This is a genomic window from Desulfobaculum senezii (genome assembly GCF_054657395.1).
In genome coordinates, this window is record NZ_BAAHYU010000002.1 from 1,671,488 (window position 1) to 1,692,376 (window position 20,889).

Annotated in this window: 16 protein-coding genes; 11 read left to right on the forward strand and 5 right to left on the reverse strand. The window is 60.2% G+C overall.

Annotation, left to right across the window (positions count from 1 at the left end):
• The first annotated feature begins 2,927 nt into the window (after positions 1–2,927).
• Positions 2,928–3,515, forward strand: coding sequence for a flavodoxin family protein (locus tag ACYQ2T_RS08270; RefSeq protein ID WP_459899909.1), 588 nt, complete (start codon positions 2,928–2,930; stop codon positions 3,513–3,515).
• A gap of 428 nt (positions 3,516–3,943) precedes the next feature.
• Here the strand turns inward: ACYQ2T_RS08270 and fsa are convergent, their stop codons facing one another.
• The 4 genes from fsa to ACYQ2T_RS08290 form a co-directional block, all read right to left on the reverse strand.
• Entirely contained in the window at positions 3,944–4,594 is a 651-nt protein-coding gene (gene fsa / locus ACYQ2T_RS08275) for a fructose-6-phosphate aldolase (protein ID WP_459899910.1), read from the reverse strand.
• Positions 4,595–4,873: 279 nt separating this feature from the next.
• Complete coding sequence (locus ACYQ2T_RS08280) at positions 4,874–5,182, reverse strand: transcriptional regulator (RefSeq protein ID WP_459899911.1); 309 nt, start codon at positions 5,180–5,182, stop codon at positions 4,874–4,876.
• A gap of 74 nt (positions 5,183–5,256) precedes the next feature.
• A complete protein-coding gene (gene folK, locus ACYQ2T_RS08285) occupies positions 5,257–5,775 on the reverse strand; it encodes a 2-amino-4-hydroxy-6-hydroxymethyldihydropteridine diphosphokinase (protein WP_459900095.1) in 519 nt (172 codons plus the stop codon).
• Positions 5,754–6,920: an LL-diaminopimelate aminotransferase gene (locus ACYQ2T_RS08290; protein WP_459899912.1), complete on the reverse strand. Its 1,167-nt coding sequence runs from the start codon at positions 6,918–6,920 to the stop codon at positions 5,754–5,756. Before ACYQ2T_RS08290 ends, folK begins: the two co-directional genes overlap by 22 nt.
• A 369-nt stretch (positions 6,921–7,289) precedes the next feature.
• On the opposite strand from ACYQ2T_RS08290, the gene xerD reads away from it, so the two are divergent.
• Together xerD and ACYQ2T_RS08300 are read left to right on the forward strand one after the other, a co-directional pair.
• Positions 7,290–8,225 (forward strand): site-specific tyrosine recombinase XerD, encoded by a 936-nt coding sequence (gene xerD, locus ACYQ2T_RS08295; RefSeq protein WP_459900096.1) that lies wholly within the window; start codon positions 7,290–7,292, stop codon positions 8,223–8,225.
• A 99-nt stretch (positions 8,226–8,324) separates the two neighbouring features.
• Complete coding sequence (locus tag ACYQ2T_RS08300; RefSeq protein WP_459899913.1) at positions 8,325–9,077, forward strand: polysaccharide deacetylase WbmS family protein; 753 nt, start codon at positions 8,325–8,327, stop codon at positions 9,075–9,077.
• On the opposite strand, the gene ACYQ2T_RS08305 is transcribed toward ACYQ2T_RS08300, so the two are convergent.
• A complete protein-coding gene (locus ACYQ2T_RS08305) occupies positions 9,042–9,977 on the reverse strand; it encodes a methionyl-tRNA formyltransferase (RefSeq protein ID WP_459899914.1) in 936 nt (311 codons plus the stop codon). The genes ACYQ2T_RS08300 and ACYQ2T_RS08305 overlap by 36 nt on opposite strands.
• A gap of 342 nt (positions 9,978–10,319) precedes the next feature.
• Here ACYQ2T_RS08305 and ACYQ2T_RS08310 point away from each other — a divergent pair, with 342 nt between their 5' ends.
• The 8 genes from ACYQ2T_RS08310 to lysA all read left to right on the forward strand — a co-directional run bounded on the left by ACYQ2T_RS08310 (position 10,320) and on the right by lysA (position 20,579).
• Positions 10,320–13,151 (forward strand): CBS domain-containing protein, encoded by a 2,832-nt coding sequence (locus ACYQ2T_RS08310; protein WP_459899915.1) that lies wholly within the window; start codon positions 10,320–10,322, stop codon positions 13,149–13,151.
• A gap of 289 nt (positions 13,152–13,440) precedes the next feature.
• Positions 13,441–13,911: a TIGR00725 family protein gene (locus ACYQ2T_RS08315; protein ID WP_459899916.1), complete on the forward strand. Its 471-nt coding sequence runs from the start codon at positions 13,441–13,443 to the stop codon at positions 13,909–13,911.
• A 32-nt stretch (positions 13,912–13,943) separates the two neighbouring features.
• The gene (locus ACYQ2T_RS08320) at positions 13,944–14,459 is read left to right on the forward strand and encodes an HIT family protein (RefSeq protein WP_459899917.1); all 516 of its coding nucleotides are present in this window, start codon (positions 13,944–13,946) and stop codon (positions 14,457–14,459) included.
• A complete protein-coding gene (locus ACYQ2T_RS08325; RefSeq protein WP_404844969.1) occupies positions 14,459–14,824 on the forward strand; it encodes a lipopolysaccharide assembly protein LapA domain-containing protein in 366 nt (121 codons plus the stop codon). Before ACYQ2T_RS08320 ends, ACYQ2T_RS08325 begins: the two co-directional genes overlap by 1 nt.
• 30 nt (positions 14,825–14,854) lie before the next feature.
• Complete coding sequence (locus ACYQ2T_RS08330) at positions 14,855–15,997, forward strand: tetratricopeptide repeat protein (protein ID WP_459899918.1); 1,143 nt, start codon at positions 14,855–14,857, stop codon at positions 15,995–15,997.
• A 77-nt stretch (positions 15,998–16,074) separates the two neighbouring features.
• Positions 16,075–18,723: a DNA mismatch repair protein MutS gene (gene mutS / locus ACYQ2T_RS08335; RefSeq protein ID WP_459900097.1), complete on the forward strand. Its 2,649-nt coding sequence runs from the start codon at positions 16,075–16,077 to the stop codon at positions 18,721–18,723.
• Positions 18,724–18,727: 4 nt separating this feature from the next.
• Complete coding sequence (locus ACYQ2T_RS08340; RefSeq protein WP_459899919.1) at positions 18,728–19,150, forward strand: hypothetical protein; 423 nt, start codon at positions 18,728–18,730, stop codon at positions 19,148–19,150.
• Positions 19,151–19,340: 190 nt separating this feature from the next.
• Positions 19,341–20,579, forward strand: coding sequence for a diaminopimelate decarboxylase (gene lysA / locus ACYQ2T_RS08345; RefSeq protein WP_459899920.1), 1,239 nt, complete (start codon positions 19,341–19,343; stop codon positions 20,577–20,579).
• Positions 20,580–20,889 lie beyond the last annotated feature (310 nt).

Genomic DNA, 20,889 nt, shown 5'->3' on the forward strand with positions numbered 1-20,889 from the left:
AAATTCAATTGTCACTTGAAGAATACCGCAATTATCTGAGATTAGTGGCGAATACATGTTGAGTCCTGCTCCTTAGAATGCATGCCGATTCCCCTCTCCCCATGTGTACAGGTGCGGTAGTGTGCGCCGAAAGGGGAGTGGGGCAAGAGGACGGGAAGAAGGGCAAGGGCATTACTGGGCTGGAAGAAAAATCGTGTAGATTCAGCATGTTGAAGAGTAGATTCAAGTACAACTTTAAGTTTTTAAAACGAGCTAAACCACCACGACTCACACTCCCGGTTGAGTGTTTGGGCACGGCAAGGGTGTTGTGCGCGTAGCCGTATGGATCTGGCGCGAGTGGCCTAGCCGTCCCTTTCTTTTCATCCCGTCCGACCACACTCCCTTAGGATAAATTCGCCTGCCTGAGCAGGCCGCTTTGCCTTCTCTCTGCGTAGAGACGGTATGTTGAGCGTGCGCCTTAGGTCTAGGCGTTACGTTCGACGTTGCGCGGGCGCTTGTCTGCTACGCCAAGGGAATGATTGGGACAGATGCCCATGGTGGAGACCGCCTTCCCCTTTGCCAAGCAGCTGGAATGCATCCTGTGCGTGATGGGGGCCAAGCGAAAGCTGCTTTCTTCCGCCTACCGACGCATGAACATATCATCCGTGGTCATCGCCCATACCAACAGCGCCCCCCCCGTGAGCCTTAGACGCCTTCTCCTGCGCCACGGGGGCTCCGGGAGGCCCCCTCACGCTTTTCTTCCCTACGCTCTGGAGGCGGAGCACAAGTCACAAGTCGTCCGCGCGCTCTCGTGTGGCTCCCCAAGTGCAGGAGGGACTTGTCGGCTTCTGAGGGGGCGTCTCACGCGAGACAGTGAGGCGCCATGTCGGCCAGCAAGCTGTCTCTGTGCCAATCGCTTCAGAGGGCCCGCTTGGAGTACTTGAAGCGTACCGATTGGCGGAGTCAGACGTATCCCCAGCATGCGGAGACAGCGGCCTTCGAAGGGAAGATTATGAGGCATATTTTTGCGTGAAAAGCACTCTGTTCGAGCGAGTTTTGTGCTTGTCTCAGGAGCTAGGGGGAGCGCCCGTTTCACGGACTCCTGTGGCCGGGCAATGCGTATGGATTCCGCAGACGAAGACGGGCACTGGAGGCTGTGCAGGCCAAGGAGAAAGCAGAAAGAGAGAAGCTGAAAAGAATGCGAGCCTAGCCATCCTACGGTGCATGGGGGCGTTGCCGTTCGTGCGTGTGGGCCTTCGAGTCCGGCAAAAAGGAGCACGCATTCCCACCGGTCATGTCAGGCGGAATCTGCCTATGAATTACGTCATAATCACCGAAGCCTGAGAGAGGCGGACAGGGAGAAGTGTGCCGTTTTGGGGCGGCGATTTTGTCAGAGTCGTCGGCGAGGCCGGTCAGTCTTTCTCCGGTTTGACGTCCAAGATGGCGGCAGCGGCGCCGGAAATCCTTCAACCTCAAGTGAAACGTGGGAAAAGTGTTTCACAGATAGGGGTGAAAACACAAAACCCTCATGGATAAAAGGCTCCCGCATTTCCTTTCGTTTATTAAAGTTAACATAATTTACATTATGAGACTTTTATTCAAGTCGAAAACGGGCCGTGATTGGGCTTTCGCCCCGGCATTTTGCCCCCGTTTTTGGCCGCTTTGTCTGGCGCGTTTTCGCCCTGATTCGACACCTGAGTTTCAGATCTTGAGCTTTTGAGGGCTTCTGGCCGACGACTTTTCCTGCTGAATTCCACAGCTTTCACAGCGTTGATATGCGAGCGTTTAGGCGGATTACGCCCATGCTATGACGGTTCTTCCTCGCCGGCGCTCCGCGCCATAGTCTCGGGCCTATGAGGCACCACTCAATGCCGCGTGGTGCCTCATTTTTTCCGCTTCACAGGGGGCACTTTCTACGTCTTTTCACCGCCCTTGACGCCCTATCCCGGCATGTATTCGCGCAGCTTTTATCACGATGTTTCACGGCGTTTTTGAGGCCTTAGGCGAACAGCGCCAAGGTGGTTTTGTGGGTGTCTTTTCCACGCTTCGTCGACAGGTTCTCCACACGGCTTGAGGCGGCTCTGGGTGCTGATTTGACACAGTTGCCCTTTCTTTGACGGCTTGGTGGTGCTGCGTTGTTGGCTCTTTCCCTCATTGGTATCGAACATGCCTCAGGATTTCCTTTTGCCGGATGTGGATATGTCGTCTGTTTCTCGTTAGTGTGTGCTTTCATGCGCCTTTTTGCGCTGTAATATGGCTTCTTGTGATGATTGCCGCCCGCTTTCAATGCCTACTTTGTTCTGGTATCATTGTGTTTTTCGCTTTTTCATTGGTTGTTGGCTTTTGAGTCGTCACTTTGCACGCATTCTGCGTCTAAGTTCCTCGAATTGGGCCACTTGTGGGGTTTTGAGCCATGTTGAGGCCCCTTTTCCGGCGAAAGGCCCTTGATGCGCCTCCTCGAAAGACTTTGGAACGGAGCTTCGCCCTTTCAAGCCGTGCTCCCCTCCCCTACCGCCTTGTCTGTCCATGCTTTTTTGGCTTTGACGGCGTTCATTGTGTGTCATGAGTGCTTGGCGCGGCTTAAAACGCGCAAATTCGCCTTGTACGGCGTTTTTCACGTCTGCGTGACGTGTGTCCCTTACAGCAAAGGAGAAAAGGCCCGCAAAGGCGCTACTGTGTGAACGAAGGGGGAAGGTACGGGGGGTCTTTAGTCTGTTTCTGCTATGGACGCAGAGAGAGGGAGTCTGGAGATTCCGTTGCGCTGTTGGGTGAGGGTGTTGCCCTCAATCCTTCGCACATTATCTGCCATCGGTGTTCATTTGCGACACGGTTTCACCGGATTCACCCAGTGCAGCATGGCCTTTTCTTGTTTCAGCTGGCAAAATGCATGAGAGAGTATCGCAAATGAGCGCGCCGATGCGTATCTATCGGCTATCGTAGGAGGAAATATGATTCTTGGAGTGGAAGGAAGCCCCAGAGCGAAAGGCAACTCGCACGCATTGCTTGATGCCGTTTTGAGCGGCGCTGCCGACAAGGGCCGGCATATTTTTTCAGCGCATCTGCGCGATTACCGCTACGAGTCCTGTGTCGGATGTGAAAAATGCCGCAAAGAAAAGATGTGCACACGCCTGCAGGACGGAATGACTCTTCTGTACCCACGCATTCAGGAGTCCAAAGGACTTGTTCTCATCTCGCCAGTGCACAACTACAATGTTACCGCATGGATGAAGGCCTTTATTGACAGGCTGTACTGTTATTATGACTTCGAAGACACCCGCCCGCGCGGTTGGTCCAGCCGGCTTGCTGGACAGGGGCGCAAGGCCGTCATCGGCATTATTGGCGAGCAGCCCGACGAAAAGGAACTCGGCTTTGCCCTCGACGCCCTGCGTCTGCCCCTTGAAGCGCTCGGCTACGACATCGTCTCCGCCATGTCCGTTCCTTCGCTCTTTGACCGGGGCATCATCTCCTCGCATCAAGACCTTATGGAAATGGGCTACAATGCTGGCGAAACCCTCGCCGACGCGCTCAAAGGGTAGCGAGGGCGAAGGGGTGCTTAGGGGGCAGGCCGGGTCGTTGCGCCGGGGGCAAGAGGGTATCTCCGATGGCTTAAGGACTTCGTTCTTAAGAATCCTTAGGTTTTCGGGCTGGAAGCCCGCCCGAAAAAGAGTTGGGCGGCATAGCCTCTCCTTTTCAGGCCTCCTAAAAAAGGGAGGACTCCCCTTCCACGCTTAGGCAGTTGCCCGCGGAGGCGTGGCGCCAACGCCGGGGCCTGAGAGAGACCGCTCGTCCGGAACGCATTACTGGCGTTTAAACGGGATTGTTACGGGCCTGCGGCCCTTAACCCTGCGGAGCATCTTCTTCTTTGCCGGGTCGTCACGCCCGCTCCACCACCCACACATAAAAAAGGACGCCTCCGCTTTGCGCGGGGGCGTCCTTTGCTCGTTTGTATTCGCCACTCGGGGCGCTAGGAGGCGCCGGGGGCTCTTTTCCAGTCTTCAAGGAACTTTTCCAGCCCGATGTCCGTAAGCGGGTGCTGGGACAGGCTTTTGAGGACCTTGAAGGGAATGGTGGCAACGTCTGCGCCCATGAGGGCGGATTCCACGATATGCATGGGGCTGCGTACGCTGGCCACGAGCACCTGCGTTTTGAAATCGTAATTGCGGTAGATGGTGACAATCTGATTCACCATTTCCATTCCGTCGTAGGACATATCATCCACACGGCCGACAAAGGGGCTGATGTAGGTTGCTCCGGCCTTGGCCGCGATGAGCGCCTGAGACGGCGAAAAGCACAGCGTGACGTTGGTGGCGATGTTCTCCGACGACAGCTGGGCTACCGCTTTCATGCCTTCGAGGAGCATGGGAATCTTCACCACCACATTGGAGGCGATGGAAGCGAGGTCGCGCGCTTCCTTTATCATCTCTTCAGCCGTTGTCCCAACAACTTCAAGACTGACCGGGCCGTTGACTTCCTTGCAGATTTTCTCTGCCAGAGTGCGCCAGTTTTCGGACTCCTTGGCAAAGAGCGACGGGTTTGTGGTAACGCCGTCAATCAGGCCATAGCGCTTGGCCTCCCGGATTTCCTCAAGATTTGCCGTATCAATGAAAAAACGCATGTATGGCTCCCTTGTGAGGTTAAAAAGCGGAAACTTCCCGCCAACCTAGCATAAAGGGCGCGGTTTTCAAATGCAAAACGCCCCGGCCAGACGCTGAGCCCGTGGGGCTGGTCTGGTCGGGGCGTTTGAAGGCCTACGGGCGCGGGGCGCGATGCCCTCTCGGGCGCGGCGTCGCACGCGCTGTGTGTCCCCTTCACGCACGGGGTGCGATGGGGGATACGAGAAGAATCGGACATGGGGGCGGAGGCAAAGCCCTACCCCGCGGATGCCGTGGCGGCGTTAGTCGCCCTCGGGCGCGCCCTCTTCGCCTTTGGCGGCGCTGGACTGGGCCGGAGTGGCCTCAATCTGCTTGAGGTATTTGTCGCGGCACTCGTAGCTGCAAAAACAGTGAACGCCGCTGCCATCCTTCACGCGGATATTGGCGTCACTTGGCACATACGTGCCGCAGACGGGGTCTTTGACGGTCTCGCCAGTGGCGGACATAGTCTCCTTTTCCTTCTGCTCCTTGGTGACCTTCTTTTTCTGGTCGCCCTTGATGAGCTTAAAGAGGAGAAAGGCGCAGACGATGACGATGAGGAATTTCAGCATGTTCGCACCACTTGGCCAAAACACGGCCTGTCGCTAAAGGGGTTGAAAAGACGCGCAGCAGGGGCGCGGCGGCGCTAGTCCTGCCAGATTTTGGCCTCATCCACGCGGTAGTCAAGGCGCCCCAAGGCGCCGCGCAGCGTGTCGCCATCCGGAAAGAGCAAATCGCCCGCCAGCTCCGCAAGGGGAACCAGCACAAAGGCGCGGTCCTTCATACGTGGATGCGGCACCTCAAGCGTGGGAGTGATGAGCACTTCGTTGCCGTAGAGGAGCAGGTCTATGTCGATGATGCGCGGGCCAAAGCGGACTGCCGCCTCGCCGCGTTCACGTCCAAGATCCTTTTCCGCAGTCAGCAGTGCATCAAGCAGGCGATGCGCCGAGACATCCGGCTCGCATACCACGCGCACAACCTGATTGGCAAACCACGGCTGTTCCTTCACATTCTGCGGCTCGGTAAAGAAGACTGATGAGGTCTTGTCCACGCGAACACCGGAAATCTCGCCCAGGCGCGTAATGGCCCGGGCGAGGTTGTCTTCGGTGTCGCCAAGGTTGGAACCGAGGCAGATATAGGCTGTTACAGGCTGGAGATACGTGATGCCGCCTCCTCAAGCCGCTCAGTAGGCACGGTGAGGGAGATGCGGAAGAACCCTTCTCCCGGCTCGCCAAAGCCGCTGCCGGGGGTGATGACCACGCCCTTCTCCTCAATCATCTTGGTGACGAATTCGGCGGAGGTGTAGCCTTCCGGCACCTTGGCCCACAGGTAGATGGTGGCGTCGGGCACGCGGCATTCAATGCCGGCCTTTTCAAGGGCCTTTACCATCACGTCGCGACGCTTGCGGTAGACCTTGCGGTTTTCCTCAACGGCGGCGTCGCCCTCGTTCAGGGCGAGGATGGCGGCCTCCTGCACGGCCTGGAAGCAGCCGGAGTCCACGTTGGTCTTGATGTTGCCAAGTGCGCCGATGAGCTGCGGATTGCCCACGGCCATGCCGACCCGCCAGCCGGTCATGTTGTAGGTCTTGGACAGGGAGTGGAACTCCACGGCGACGTCCTTGGCGCCTGGCGTCTCAAGGATGGACAGGGGCTTGTTGTTGTCGTCGAAGTAGATTTCCGTGTAGGCGGCGTCGTGCACGATGATGGTATTGGTCTCGCGGGCGCGGTCCACCAGCTTCTGGAAGAACTCCGGCGTGGCCATGGCGGCCGTGGGGTTGTTCGGGAAGTTGACGTAGATGGACTTGGCGCGCTGCCACATTTCGTCGGACACGGAGTCCAGCAGGGGCAGAAAGTTGTTGGATTCCGGCTGCGGGATGAACACGGTTTCGCCGTCGGCAAAGTCCGTGGCGATGGGGTACACGGGATAGTTGGGCGTGCACACCAGGTTCACGTCGCCGGGGTCGGTGACGGCCAGCGCAAAGTGGGCGATGCCCTCCTTGGAGCCGATAAGGTTCACCACCTCGGTTGCGGGATCGAGGGAGACGTTGAAGCGGCGGCCATACCAGTTGGCCACAGCCGAGCGGAACTCGTCCAGCCCCTCGTAATCCGGATACCGGTGGTTGGCCGGCTTCCTTGCGGAGCGGCACAGTTCGTCGATGATGAAGTCCGGCGTCGGCAGGTCGGGGTCGCCGATGCCGAGGCTGATGATATCCACGCCGCGGGCGGCGACTTCCTTTTTCACCTTGTCGATGCGGGCGAAAAGGTACGGCGGAAGGTCGGCCACACGACGGGCAAGTTTGAATTCAGACACGAGATGTCTCCTTCAAAGGTGTTTTCCAGTTCAAGCGGTATCCAGTTATTCCCTGTGGTAAAGGGCGAAAAGTAACCGCCCCCCGCAGGCTATGTCAACTGCGCCGCGCGCTGCAAAACCCGCGAATGCTGAAAAGACGCCCCCTTGCGGACGAGGGCATGCGCAAATTCTGCTCCGCTGCGCTGTATTGCGCCGTTTTCCGCGCCAAAGTGGCATGCGGGGCCGCCTTTGCGGTTTTGATGTGGCCTGCCGCCGCTTTTCGGCTGCGCCCTCCCCCAGCCTCAAACCACCCACCGCCACTTGAGGAGCGCCGCGCGTATGTGTATCGTCGCGGAGCATATGGAAAAACCTGCAACCACAACAAAGATTATGACCTCCACCCCTTCCGAGACCGCCCCGCGCCGCACAGCGCATCCATGGCTGGACAGTTACCTTGAGCACCTGCTGGTGGTTCGCGGCCTGTCCGAGAATTCGCTCAGCGCCTACGCCGCCGACCTTGCGGCATTTACTGACTTTTTGGACGAGAAGAAGGCTCCTCTTGAGGGCGTGACCCAGCAAAGTCTGTCCCTGTATCTCTTCCACCTGCGGCGTAAGGGCGTGAAAAGCCGCAGCCTTGCGCGGTATCTTTCCACCCTGCGCGGCTTCTTTGCGTGGCTGGAGGACGAAGGGCTGGTGCAGGGGAATCCGTCCCAGTATCTGGAAAATCCCAAACTCCCCCGCAAACTGCCGGAAGTGCTGTCCGTGGAGGAAATGTCCGCCATCCTGCAGCGCCCGCGCACCGAGGAAAAGCTGGGCTACCGCGACAGAACCATGCTGGAACTGCTTTACGCGGGCGGGCTGCGCGTGAGTGAGCTTATCGCCCTCAAGGCTTTTGATTTTGACCCGCAAGTGGGCGTTTTGAAGATATTTGGCAAGGGCGCCAAGGAACGGCTGGTGCCCATCCATTACGCCGCGCAGGAGTATTTGGAAACCTACCTGCGCCATTGGCGCCCCCAGTTTTCGCCCAAGCAGGATTTCGTCTTCCTGAACCGCTCCGGCAAGGGGCTGTCGCGCCAAGCGGTGTGGAAATGCGTGAAGCGCTACGCCCTTGAGGCAGGCATCACGCGCGATATTTCCCCGCATACGTTCCGCCACTCCTTTGCCACGCATTTGTTGGAAGGCGGCGCGGACCTGCGTACCGTGCAAATCCTCCTCGGGCACTCCGACATCACGGCAACGGAAATCTATACCCACGTGCAAAGTGGCCGTTTAAAGCGTATGCACAGTCAATTCCATCCGCGTTCCGGTATGAAGGCGAAAAAATAGAGGGTTTTGCGAGAGCGCCAGCGGTGTGGTACGGTCCTTCTACACTGGCTACGCCATCCGGGCGGGCCGAGACCTGCCACGCCTCTGGGAGGACAGATAATGGCCGTAGCCATGACGTTTGATGCGGATTGGGCGCCGGAACCCGTGCTGGAATACGCGGTGCGCCTTGTGGAGTCCTACGGCATTCTTGCGACGTTTTATGCCACCAACCACAGCCCCGCGCTGCATTGGGCCGCCAGACAAGGGCACGAGGTTGGCCTGCATCCCTTTTTCGGTCAGCCAGACGCGTCAGACCGCGACACCCTGCATCACCTGCTAGACCTGTACCCGGATGCCGCTGGCGTGCGAAACCACCGCTACCGGATGGACAGCACCAGCATCTATCTGTTTGCCAAGGCGGGGTTGTCCTACGATTGCAACATCATGGCGCACGATTCCCCCGAAGTGCCGCCCTACGTCCACCATACCGGACTTGTCCGGTTTCCTCTCCACTTTGGCGACGGCGCCAGCCTGCAATATGGCCTGCGCACGCCGCAGGACCTCCTTGCCGACCCCGGCAGGCAGGACCCGGTGGTTCTGCTCTTCCATCCCATCCATATCTATTTAAATACGCAAAGCATGGCGCATTATGCCCGCGCTAAAAAGGACCAGCACGATATGGCCGCGCTCAATAGGCACGTTGCCTCGGGCGAGGGGCCGGGTGTGCGGGAATGGTTCCATGAGGCCTGCGCGGCGGCGCAGCAGCGTGGTGCCGTATTGATGCGGGATGCGGCAGACGCCATAACCCACGGCAAAAGCCAGACCGCGGCCCAGCCCTCAGACGACGCGGGCGCGTACACTGCGCCGCAATAGCGCTTTGGCTTCGGCGGGTGTTTTCCCTTCCATACCGACTTCTTCAATCTCCACCATCTGGCGGGAATCGCCGCAGGCGACGACGGGATTTTCCCCTTCGACTCGGCACACATGCCCGGGCACGGCCAAGAACGGCTGGCGCGGGCGGTGTGGCCGTGCGCGCCATACCGTGACGCGTTCGCGCCCTTCATACAAGCTGAAGGCTCCGGCAAAAGGCCGCGATGTCGCGCGGACAAGACGGCAGATGGCCTCGGCGGAGGCTGTCCAGTTGATGCGGCCATCCTCGGGGCGGCGTGGATAGCACCGAAGCGCCTGCTCCGGGTCCGCCGGTTGCGGCTGGGGCGTGATGTCCCCGTGCAGGAGGCCCCTAGCGGCGTTGGCGAGGAGGTCCGGCGCGCACGCCTCGTACCACTGCATAATGTCGCCGATGTAAGTGCCATCCGAGATGGGCAGGTATTCCTTGAGCAGTATGGGCCCGGCGTCGATGCCGTCGGCCATCTGATGCACCGTGAGCGCCACGGACGTCTCCCCCTGCAGGAGTGCCCAATTGGCGCATGCACTCCCCCGGTAGCGCGGCAGGTCGCCGCCATGACAGTTGAGGATGCCGTGGGGAAACAGCGCCCGGACGGCCTTTGGAATGCGGTAGAGGTAGCCCATGGAAATGGCGACATCGCACCGCGCCGCGGCAAGGGCCGCCTGCGCCTCCGGGGCTGTAAGGTCGGGACTGAGGCGGTAATCCGCCCCGGTTTCGCGGGCCAAGGCGGCAAAGGCTTCTGGCGGCGTGCCTTCGTAGTCCTGCGGTGGACAGGTCCAGACCACGGGAATCCGCGCGCCCTGCCCGTGCAGGCGGCGCGCCGCCGCAAGGAGTTTTCCGGTTCGCCCAATGACTGCAATGCGCATGCGGTGCCTCCGGGGCAAAGGTGAACAGCCTGAAATACGGGACAATTCTGTGCCATACTAGAGGACGGGCAGAGCACAAAGCAAGGCCGTGGCGCAAAAAGTTTGCCCTTAGGTGCTTGAAAAAAAAGCTGAAATCCATAACCCTCGGCAGAACCCTTCCTTCCCGGACGTTTGGTGGCTTCTCGCCCCGAAGCGTGTACGGTAAGGGAGGCCGCGCGCCCTCCCCGCGCGCCTGAGGTTTTGCGTGGGGCGCGGCTGCGCCATCCCCGCATCAATGCCTTTGCCTCAACGCATGACAACACCGCGCCACTGCCGCGCACGAAAGTAGAACCACAGGATACCATGTCCAATAAAATCAGCGCCCCCACCATCATTACCACGCATATGAATGCGGACTTTGACGCCCTTGCCGCCATGATAGCCGCAAGCCGCCTGTATCCCGGGGCAACGCTTGTCTTCCCCGGTTCGCAGGAGCGCAACCTGCGCAATTTCTACATCCAAAGCGCGATGTACATGTTCAACTTCCGCAACGTGAAGGAAATTGACCTGTCCACGGTGAGCACCCTTGTGGTGGTAGACACCCGCCAAAAATCGCGCGTGAACCACGTGGCCCCGGTTTTCGAGAACGAGGGCCTGATCATCCACGCCTACGACCATCACCCGGACACCCCGGACGATGTGGACTCCTCGGAAGGCATCGTCAACAACTGGGGCTCCACCGCCACTATCCTCTGCCACGAGCTGAAAAGGAAAGGCATCACCGTGGAGAGCCGGGAGGCGGACATCATCGCCCTTGGCATCTATGAGGACACCGGCTCCTTTACCTTCAATTCCACCACGGTGCACGACTATATGGCCGCGGCGTGGCTGCTGGAACAGGGCATGGATGTGACCTTTGTGTCCGACCTTATCACCCGCGACCTCAGCGCCGATCAGGTCGCCCTGCTCAACACCATGCTGGAGGCCGCCCAAACCCACGATATCCGCAATACCGCGGTGGTGGTCACGGAGGTCAGCACCGAGGAATACGTTAACGATTTCGCCCTGCTGGCGCACAAGATGCTGGACATGGAGCACATCAACGTGCTGTTTGCCCTTGGCCGCATGGGCGACCGCATTCAGCTTGTGGCGCGCTCGCGCAGTCCAGAGGTGGACGTCAGTCAGATTTGCGCCTCCTTTGGTGGCGGTGGGCATGCATCCGCTGCGTCGGCCAGCATCAAGGACAGAACGCCCTCGCAGGTGAAGGACGAGCTTTTCGCCCTTCTGCTCTCGCACATCGCCCCGCAGGAGCGGGTCCGCCAGCTTATGTCGCACCCGCCCATCCTCATCGAGAGTGACAAGACCATCACCGAGGCCAGCGAAATCATGACACGCTTTGGGTTGAAGGCCGCCCCTGTGGTGCAGGCCGAAACACGGGAATGCCAAGGCATCTTGGAGCATCAAATCGCGGACCGCGCGGTGGCCCACGGCCTTGGGCATCTGCCCGCCACGGACTACCTGACCCGCAGCAACGCCACCGTCGCCCCGGAGTCGGACCTGTACAACGTGATGGAAATCGTGCTGGGCCGAGGGCAGCGCCTTGTTCCCGTCATTGAAAACGGGCTGGTGATTGGCGTGCTGACGCGCACGGACCTTATCAACATCCTCATCGAAGAACCCGCGCGCATTCCCGAGTCCCTGCAGCCGGAGAAGCGCCGCGAGCGCAATATCCGCATCATGATACGCGACAGACTGCCCAAGGAGCTTTTCTCCATCCTGCGCCGCGCCGGTGAGCTTGGGCGTGATATGGGCATGGAGGTCTACGCCGTGGGCGGCTTTGTACGCGACATCCTTATGCATACGCCCAACTCCGATCTTGACCTTGTGGTGGAGGGCAACGGCATTGACTTTGCCCGCGCCCTTGCGGCCAAGCTGGGCGGGCGCGTGCGCGCGCACCATAAATTCCGCACCGCCGTGGTCATCCTTGAGGACGGCCAGCGTATCGACGTGGCCACGGCCCGCCTTGAATACTACGAGTACCCGGCGGCCCTGCCCACGGTGGAGCTCTCCTCCATCAAGATGGACCTGTACCGGCGCGATTTCACCATCAACGCCCTTGCCGTGCAGCTCAATCCGGACCGCTTCGGCAAGCTGGTGGACTTCTTCGGAGCCCAGCGCGACATCAAAAACCGCGTCATCCGCGTGCTCCACTCCCTGTCCTTTGTGGAGGACCCAACGCGCATTTTGCGGTGCATCCGCTTTGCCAAGCGCTACAATTTCCGCATTGGCGGCCAGACGGACCGCCTTATCCGCAACGCCATGCAGCTGGATATGATCCCCAAGCTCTCCGGGACGCGCCTTTTCCACGAGATGAACCTCATCTTTGACGAGGAAAACGCCGTGGAGTGCCTGAAACAGATGCGGCACTATAAAATTCTGGAGACCATGCACCCGTTGCTGACGCTGACCCCGGCGCAGGAGACCCTGCTGGAGGAAATTAAAAAGGTGCTGGACTGGCACCGCCTGCTCTACCTTGGCGACCTGCCGCACAACTGGATGCTCTTCTTCATGGCGATGCTCAACGGCATGCCCGAGGAGGACGTGCAGTCCGTTGCGACGCGCTTTAATCTGACCAAGCGGCAATCCACGGAGCTTTTGGCCCTGCGGACGCAGGTGAACAACACCGTGTACGCCTACAAGAAATGGAAGCACCGGGGCGGCCCGGCCAGCGAACTCTATTTTATGCTGGAGACACTGCCCCTTGAGGGCATCCTGTACATCATGGCGCGCTTTAATCAGGAGGATATCCGCAAGAGCATGTCCCTGTTCCTGACCCAGCTCAAGACGCAGGAATTGGAAATAGACGGGCACGACCTGCTGGCCATGGGCCTCCAGCCGGGGCCGGAGTTTGGCACGGTGCTCAAAAAGCTGCGCGCCGCAATGCTGGACGGGCAGGCCTCCTGCCGCGAGGACCAACTGGCCCTCGCGCACCGTTTGGTGGACGACCCGGACTATCTGGGCCTTGAAATGGCTCCCGCTACGCCGGTTGGCTCTCAATCCGGTGAAGTTGCCGCAGGGAACTCCTCATCAGCTGGTGAGGCTGAGGGGGCACCTGCGGACGAGCCGGAGCGCAAGTCTGGGGAGAACACGTCAAAGGATGGGGCAGACAGCGCGGCAAAGACCGACGCGGAGTAATCCGCGCGGCGCACGGGGCCAATATTGCAGGCCCGGCGCATGCCCCATGCAGGGCGCGGGCAACGACGCCGCAGTGTCGCGCGGCGGACACGCTGGACACGCCGCAGGTGCGTGGTGCATTTCGGTCTGTGCCTAGGATTGTATGATTTCTGTGCCGTGTTGGGACGCGTTGCGCCGTCCCTCTGGCCCGGGGGCACAGCGCGCCCCTTGCCCTTGCGGCCTATGCCGTGTAAATGTTTCGCTTTCACGGCGTATGTGACACACAACATGCCGGTAGGATGACAAAACTATGAAGCGCCGCCCACGGATTTCCGTCATAGGGTCCGGCCACTGCGACGAAACCACCGCCGCAGTCGCCCGCGAGGTTGGCCGCCGCATCGCTGATGCGGGGTGCGACCTTGTATGTGGCGGCCTTGGCGGCGTGATGCATGCCGCCGCCAAAGGCGCGCAGAACCTCGGTGGCCGCACCATCGGCATTCTGCCCGGGAGCAGCCCGGACGATGCAAATAGCGCCATCGACGTGCCCATAGCCACTGGCCTTGGGCAAATGCGCAACGCCCTCGTTGTCGCCAACGGGGATGTGGTCATCGCGGTGGAAGGCGGCAGCGGCACCCTGTCCGAGGTGGGCTTTGCCCTCAAAGCCGGGAAAGCCGTCATTGCCATTGGCGCCTACGCGGACATGACAGGCGTTATTGCCGCGACATCGGCGCGGCAGGCCGTGGACCTCGCTTTGCGGCATATTGCGGACGACGCCCACTAACCGGGCGCAATCACAACCAAGAGGTACGTCATATGGAAGTACTATGGGCCCCATGGCGGCTCGATTACATCCTCGGCCCCAAGCCGGACACCTGCCCTTTCTGCCTGCCCAAGCACACGGACGAAGACGCCGCGCGCCGCATCCTGTACCGGGGGCGGTATTCCTTTGTCATCATGAACATTTTCCCCTATAACAACGGCCACCTTATGGTGACGCCGTACCGCCACGTCATGAGTCTGGTGGACCTGCGTCCGGAAGAACACCATGAAATGATGGACCTCATGCACGAATCCACCCGCATACTCACAACGCACTTCTCCCCCCAAGGCATCAACATGGGGGTCAACATGGGCGAGGCCGCAGGCGCTGGCATTAAAGAGCACCTGCACTTCCATCTCGTCCCCCGATGGGTCGGGGATTCCTCCTTCATGGCATTCGCCTCGGAAACCCGCGTCATCCCAGAACATATTGATCACACCTATGCCAGCCTCAAACCCTATTTTGACGAGTTTAAGACGAAACAATCCGCCAAGGAGGAGGAAAGTTAATGCGTTACTTGAAAGTTCTGGCCCTGCTTGTCCTGTTTTTCCTGACCATGGTGCTGTTTGCACAGAACATGGAGTCCCTGTCGCAGCAGGTTGAGCTTGGCCTGACGCTGTTTGGGCAGGATTTGTTCCTGATCCATCAGCCCATCTATTTCATTCTTCTGTCCGCTTTTGTGCTGGGTGGCATTCTGTGTACGCTGTACTTCCTGTATGAGAAGTTCCGCACCTGTGCAGAGCTGCGCCGCTGCCGCAAAAAGCTCAGAAACCTTGAAAAGGAAGTGACCTCCCTGCGCAATCTGCCGCTGGAGGACAAAAACTTCCCGGCAGAGACCCCGGCCGCAGAAGCCGAAACTCCCGCAGCACAGTAAAAAAACGGCCGGAACGGCCAAGGGATTTGCATGAACTGGCTCACTCGCCTCTTGCCCTTGCGTGGTGGCAAGAGCTTCTCCGGCGGCACCGAGGTCGCGGACCCCGGCAGCTTTGCTCCGGTTTCTCGTGATACTCAGGCCGCCATTGCGGAACTGAGTCAGGTTGCAAAGGACAATCCCGACGCCGTTGAAATATATCTGGCTCTTGGGAATCTGTACCGCTCGCACGGCGAAATTGAGCGGGCGGTACAGATTCGTCAAAACCTCATCGTCCGCCCCGGTCTGGACGACGCCGTCAAGGCCAAAACATGGTACGAACTGGGGCTGGACTACAAGCGCGGCGGCTTTATCGACCGCGCCCTCGGCGCCTTTGAACAGGCGCGCAAAATTTCTGGCGACAACCCCGCCATCGTTGACGAACTGGCCCGCATGACCGCCGACACAGGCGACTTTGAACGCGCATCGCGCTATTATGCCCAGCTTGGCAACGACATTGCCGAGGCCCACTACATGGTCCGCCTTGCGCAGGACCATTTCGACGACGACAACGTCGCAGCCGGGAACAAGTGGCTCAAAAAAGCCCTCAAGACCTACCCCGGCTCCGTTGAAGCGTGGCAGGCCCACCTGCTGCATGACCTCGCCAACGAGGACTGGCCCACCCTGTCGAGGCACCTGCACAAGGCGCTGAATAAAGTAGACGACAGTCTCGCCTTTGTCCTGTTTGAAGGCATCCTCGCCGCCGCCCGCCAGCACGACGCGCTGGAAGGTGAACTCGACACGGACAAACCCTTCAGTTATCACCCACCTAGAGAGCTGTGCGACGCGGTTCTCTCCGTTTTGGAAAAACGCGACCCGGACCTTTTGGCGCAGTTTTACGCCGCATGGATGGTCTGTAGTCACGACAGCGAAAAGTCCCGCGCATGGCTGGAAAAAACCCTTGTGCTCAATCCGGACTTTTGGCCCGCGCGCCTTGAACTTTTAGCCATCAGCATGGACGATCAGCCGCTGTCCCCGGCGTTTCGCCAGCAGCTCGAGTTCTTCGTCAAACATGCCCGCGGGCTGAAACGCTTTGTCTGCCGCCGCTGCGGCCTGAAACGCGAGCAGGTCTTCTTCCGGTGCCCCCGGTGCCAGAGCTGGCACTCCATCACGTACCGCACCCTCATCAACGAATAACCCGCGTCCGGCTCCTCCCGTCCCGGAGTGCGCCGGGCATACAGAAAGAGCACGTGAGCAAAACAAAACTGACGCCAATGCTCGAACAATACCTGAGCATTAAGGCGGAATATCCCGATGCCCTGCTGTTCTACCGCATGGGCGACTTCTACGAGCTGTTCTTCGAGGACGCGGAGATCGCCGCGCGCGACCTTCAGATCGCCCTCACCTCCCGCAATCCCAACGCTGACGCGCCCGTGCCCATGTGCGGCGTGCCCTACCACTCCTGCGACGGCTACCTCTCCAAACTGTTGGAAAAGGGCCACAATGTCGCCATCTGCGAGCAGGTGGAGGACCCCAAGCAGGCCAAGGGCCTTGTCAAGCGCGAAGTGACGCGCATCCTCACCCCGGGCACCGTGGTGGAGGACTCCAACCTTACGTCCAAGACCCACAACTACTTGACGGCTCTCTTCTGGGACGCCAAGGCAGGCGCCGGCGGTCTGGCGTGGGTGGACTTTTCCACGGGCGAATGGTCCGGCATCCAAAGCACCAAAGAGGTCGAACTCTGGCAGTGGATGGAAAAGACCGACCCGCGCGAAATTCTGCTTACCCGCGAATACGACGTGCCAAAGCGCTTCACCGACCTTGAATCCAAGGTCCACTTCGTGCCGCTGCAGTCATTCTTTGACCTGCCCGGCTCCAAGCGCCGGGTTATGGATTCGCAGGGCGTGGCCGACCTTGACGCGCTGGACCTTGACGACAAGCCGCAGCTGACCCAGTGCTGCGGAGCCATCCTCGCCTACCTGCGCCAGACGCAGAAGCACGACCTCACGCACCTTGCGCCCTTCCGGCCGCTCAGCCTCAGCAAGCATCTGCTGCTGGATGAAGTGACGGAACGCAATCTGGAGATTTTCCGGCGTTTGGATGGCGGACGCGGGCGCGGCACGCTGTGGCACGTTATGGACCGCACCATGACCCCCATGGGCGGACGCCTGCTGGCGGAGCGCCTTCAGCGTCCGTGGAAGGACGAAAAGCCCATTGTGGCAACGCAGGAGGCCATCGCCTTCCTGTTCCACGGCGAAGAACTCCGCGAGGACCTGCGCGAAAAGCTGGACAGCGTGTACGACCTTGAGCGCCTGTCCACCCGCATTTTCCTCAACCGCGCCACACCCAAGGACTTCCTCGCCCTGCGCAATTCCCTTGCGGTGCTCCCCGATGTGGAAAATCTGCTGGAGCAGGCGCGCGGCACCGAAGGCGACGCCCTGCCCCGCGTCATGGACCAAATGCTCAAAGGCTGGGACAGCCTGTCGGACTGGGCACAGCTTTTGGCTACCGCCCTTGCCGATAATCCGCCCCACCTCATCACCGAGGGGGGCCTGTTCCGCTACGGCTACAACGCCGAACTGGACGAGTTGATGGACCTGACCGAGCACGGCGAAGGCCGCCTCAAGGCGCTGCTGGAGGAAGTGAAACAGGATTCCGGGCTGGAACGCATCAAGATCGGCTTCAATAAGGTTTTCGGCTACTATTTCGACATTCCGAAGACCCTGTCCGACAAGGTGCCCTACCACTTTGAGCGCAAGCAGACCCTCGTCAACAGCGAGCGCTACATCACGCCCCAGCTCAAGGAGTTGGAGGACAAACTCCTGTCGGCCTCGGACCAGCGCAAGATGCTGGAATACCGCCTGTTCAACGAGTTGCGGGAAAAAGTCGCCGGTGCGCGGCACCGCTTCATGGACATGGCCGGGCGCATCGCCGCGCTGGACTACTGGCAGGGACTGGCCGAAGCCGCCGCCCAAAACGATTGGAACTGCCCGGAGATGCACGACGGGCTGGAGCTTGCCATCACTGCCGGACGCCACCCCGTGGTGGAGGCCGTGCAAGGCAGCGCCAACTATATCCCCAACGACGTGCGCGTGGACGAAAACAAGCGCCTGCTGGTCATCACCGGCCCGAATATGGCGGGTAAGTCCACCGTGCTCCGTCAGGCGGCCATTATCACCATCATGGCGCAGATTGGTTCCTTCGTCCCGGCGCGCAGCGCCCGCATCGGCATTGCGGACCGCATTTTCTCCCGCGTTGGCGCATCGGACAACCTTGCGCAGGGCCAAAGTACGTTCATGGTCGAAATGATGGAAACGGCCCGCATTCTGCGGCAAGCCGGGCGCAGAAGCCTCGTCATCCTTGACGAAATCGGCCGTGGCACCAGCACCTTTGACGGCCTCGCCCTCGCCTGGGCGGTGGTGGAGGAGCTGTGCGCGCGCGGCAAGGGCGGCGTCCGCACTCTTTTCGCCACCCATTACCATGAGCTGACCGTGCTTGAGAGCAAAATGCCGCAGGTGGCGAATTTCAACATCGCGGTCAAGGAGCACAAGGGCGATATCATCTTCCTGCGCCGCCTGCTCCCCGGCCCGTCGGACCGAAGCTACGGCATCGAGGTTGCGAAGCTCGCAGGCGTGCCGCGTGGCGTTGTCACCCGCGCCAAGGACATTCTGCATGACCTTGAGCGCCGCTCGCGCGAGTCCAACGGCAACCGTCCGCCCCAGCCGGAGACCAAAAGCGTCCTGCTCCCCGGGCTTATTCCGGCGGATGCGCCCATTCCCGACGAGGAATGCGGCCCGGCCATTGAGCCGGAGCGCCTTGCCGTTCTGGATGAACTGGACGGCCTGGATGTGAACGCCCTGACGCCCCTCGACGCCCTGAACCTCTTACACCGGTGGAAGGCCACCGGTACCAACAAGGACTAACCCCATGCGCACGTCTCGACTGCTTCTCGGTCTGATGGCCGCCCTGCTCTGCGCCGTCATGCTTGGTGGCTGCGGCAAAAAGGTCTGGCCCGAGCCGCAGACCTCTCAGGATACCTTCGCCATCGAAAACGCCACAGCTACGCTGAAAAACGGCTGCGTCACCGTCAAAGCCGACGTCACCGGCAACTGGCGCAAGGTTGCCGCCGTGTATCTGGAGGTCTCCTCCGCGGATTGCCCGGGGTGCCCGTTTACGCCCGAGCGCCGCATTGAATTTACCCGTGCTTCCAAGGACATGACCCTGAGCGGTGGCAGCCTCACCCTGCGCGCCTGCGGTCTTGGCGACCAGCCGCTTTTGTGGCGCGTCACCGCCGACAATGTCCACACAAGCATCCGGGGCACCTCAACCAAGGTCCAGATGGTTCCGTAACCGGCGTCTGCCGCGCCACGCAGGACCGCTTGCCACATTGGAAGACGTGCGCCATCCTTTCGCAGTGGCGCACGATGGCGTTCGATGCCAGCGGAGAAGCCGGGGCCCTGCCCTGCCGCTGGTACAGCAACACCGCCATGACACTGCTTCTTTGAATCTTCAATCGTTATAGGGATATCAGGAGAACGGCATGCATTTCTTCACTCTTAAGGACGGAGAACTCCACGCGGAAGACCTCAAGGTCGCCGACCTTGCAAAGGAGTACGGCACCCCGCTGTACGTTTATTCCGCCGCCACCCTGCGCCGCCATTTTAAGGCGTATGATTCGGCGTTTACCTCGCTGCGGCATATGACGTGCTATTCCGTCAAAGCCAATTCCAACCTCTCCGTGCTGAAGCTGCTGGCCGAAATGGGCGCAGGCATGGACATCGTCTCCGGCGGCGAACTGCACCGCGCCCTCGCCGCTGGCGTGGATCCGCAGAAAATCGTCTACTCCGGCGTTGGCAAGCGTACCGCCGAAATCCGCGAGGCGCTTGAGGCAAATATCCTCATGTTCAACGTGGAGTCGCAGCAGGAGCTGGAACGCATCGGCGCCGTGGCGCAGGAAATGGGCAAAACCGCCCGCATTTCCGTGCGTATCAACCCCGACGTGGACCCCAAGACCCACCCCTACATCTCCACCGGGATGAAGAAAAACAAGTTCGGGCTGGATCTTGAGACCTCCCTTGCCACCTACCGCCGCGCCAAGGAACTCCCGGCTGTAGAGGCCGTTGGCATTGACTGCCATATCGGTTCCCAGCTCACCACCGTGGAGCCGTTCCTTGAAGCGCTGGAGAAGATTCTCAACTTCTACCAGCAGCTGTGCGACATGGGCCTGTGCATCGAGTACATCGACCTTGGCGGCGGCCTTGGCATCACCTACGACGAGGAAGAGCCGCCCCACCCTGCCGAATTCGGTGAAGCCCTTGCCAAGCGCCTTGCAGACCTACCCATCACACTCATTTTGGAGCCGGGCCGGAGCATCGCGGGCAACGCGGGCATCCTTGTGACCGAGGTCGTCTACACCAAACAGACGCCCAGCAAGCACTTTGTCATTGTGGACGCCGCCATGAACGACCTTGTCCGCCCCTCGCTGTATGGCTCCTTCCACCGCATCGCCGAAGTTGCCCCGGCCGGGCGCCCGGAGGAGGATGTGGACGTGGTTGGTCCCATTTGCGAATCCGGCGACTTCCTCGCGCGCGACAGACAGCTGCCGCGAGTGGAGTCCGGTGAATTCCTCGCCTGCTTCTCTGCGGGCGCATACGGCTTTACCATGAGCTCCAACTACAATTCCCGCCCGCGTGCGTGCGAGATCATCGTAGACGGCCAAAACGTCACCGTGGCGCGCCGCCGTGAGACATATGAAGACCTGACCGCGCTGGAGCGTTAAACGCCTCCACGCACGATTTCAGCCGTTAAAAAGGGCGCGCCTGTCAAGAAGCAGGCGCGCCCTTTGTGTGTGGTGGATGGTGGGGCATAAAACGCGAAGCCCCGGCCGCTGGAGTCCCGATGCGGCCGGGGTATTCACGCTTTCGGCGGGCTGGAACGCCGAAAGCAGGGAGCATATGCCCCCCTGCCCACTTGTGGGCCCCACCTACAAACGCAGGATGGGGAGTTGGACACATACTACACGCATCCTGCCGGAAGGAATACCCCTTATGCAAAATTCCCAGAGCAACACATCCTCCCGGCACACAAAG

Bases quoted from the DNA above. Each gene is read 5' to 3' on its own strand.
- lysA (WP_459899920.1), top strand. From the start codon at position 19,341: ATGCATTTCTTCACTCTTAAGGACGGAGAACTCCACGCGGAAGACCTC.
- ACYQ2T_RS08270 (WP_459899909.1), top strand. From the start codon at position 2,928: ATGATTCTTGGAGTGGAAGGAAGCCCCAGAGCGAAAGGCAACTCGCAC.
- ACYQ2T_RS08330 (WP_459899918.1), top strand. From the start codon at position 14,855: ATGAACTGGCTCACTCGCCTCTTGCCCTTGCGTGGTGGCAAGAGCTTC.
- ACYQ2T_RS08325 (WP_404844969.1), top strand. From the start codon at position 14,459: ATGCGTTACTTGAAAGTTCTGGCCCTGCTTGTCCTGTTTTTCCTGACC.
- xerD (WP_459900096.1), top strand. From the start codon at position 7,290: ATGACCTCCACCCCTTCCGAGACCGCCCCGCGCCGCACAGCGCATCCA.
- ACYQ2T_RS08315 (WP_459899916.1), top strand. From the start codon at position 13,441: ATGAAGCGCCGCCCACGGATTTCCGTCATAGGGTCCGGCCACTGCGAC.
- mutS (WP_459900097.1), top strand. From the start codon at position 16,075: ATGCTCGAACAATACCTGAGCATTAAGGCGGAATATCCCGATGCCCTG.
- ACYQ2T_RS08310 (WP_459899915.1), top strand. From the start codon at position 10,320: ATGTCCAATAAAATCAGCGCCCCCACCATCATTACCACGCATATGAAT.
- ACYQ2T_RS08320 (WP_459899917.1), top strand. From the start codon at position 13,944: ATGGAAGTACTATGGGCCCCATGGCGGCTCGATTACATCCTCGGCCCC.
- ACYQ2T_RS08280 (WP_459899911.1), bottom strand. From the start codon at position 5,182: ATGCTGAAATTCCTCATCGTCATCGTCTGCGCCTTTCTCCTCTTTAAG.
- fsa (WP_459899910.1), bottom strand. From the start codon at position 4,594: ATGCGTTTTTTCATTGATACGGCAAATCTTGAGGAAATCCGGGAGGCC.
- ACYQ2T_RS08340 (WP_459899919.1), top strand. From the start codon at position 18,728: ATGCGCACGTCTCGACTGCTTCTCGGTCTGATGGCCGCCCTGCTCTGC.
- ACYQ2T_RS08300 (WP_459899913.1), top strand. From the start codon at position 8,325: ATGGCCGTAGCCATGACGTTTGATGCGGATTGGGCGCCGGAACCCGTG.
- ACYQ2T_RS08305 (WP_459899914.1), bottom strand. From the start codon at position 9,977: ATGCGCATTGCAGTCATTGGGCGAACCGGAAAACTCCTTGCGGCGGCG.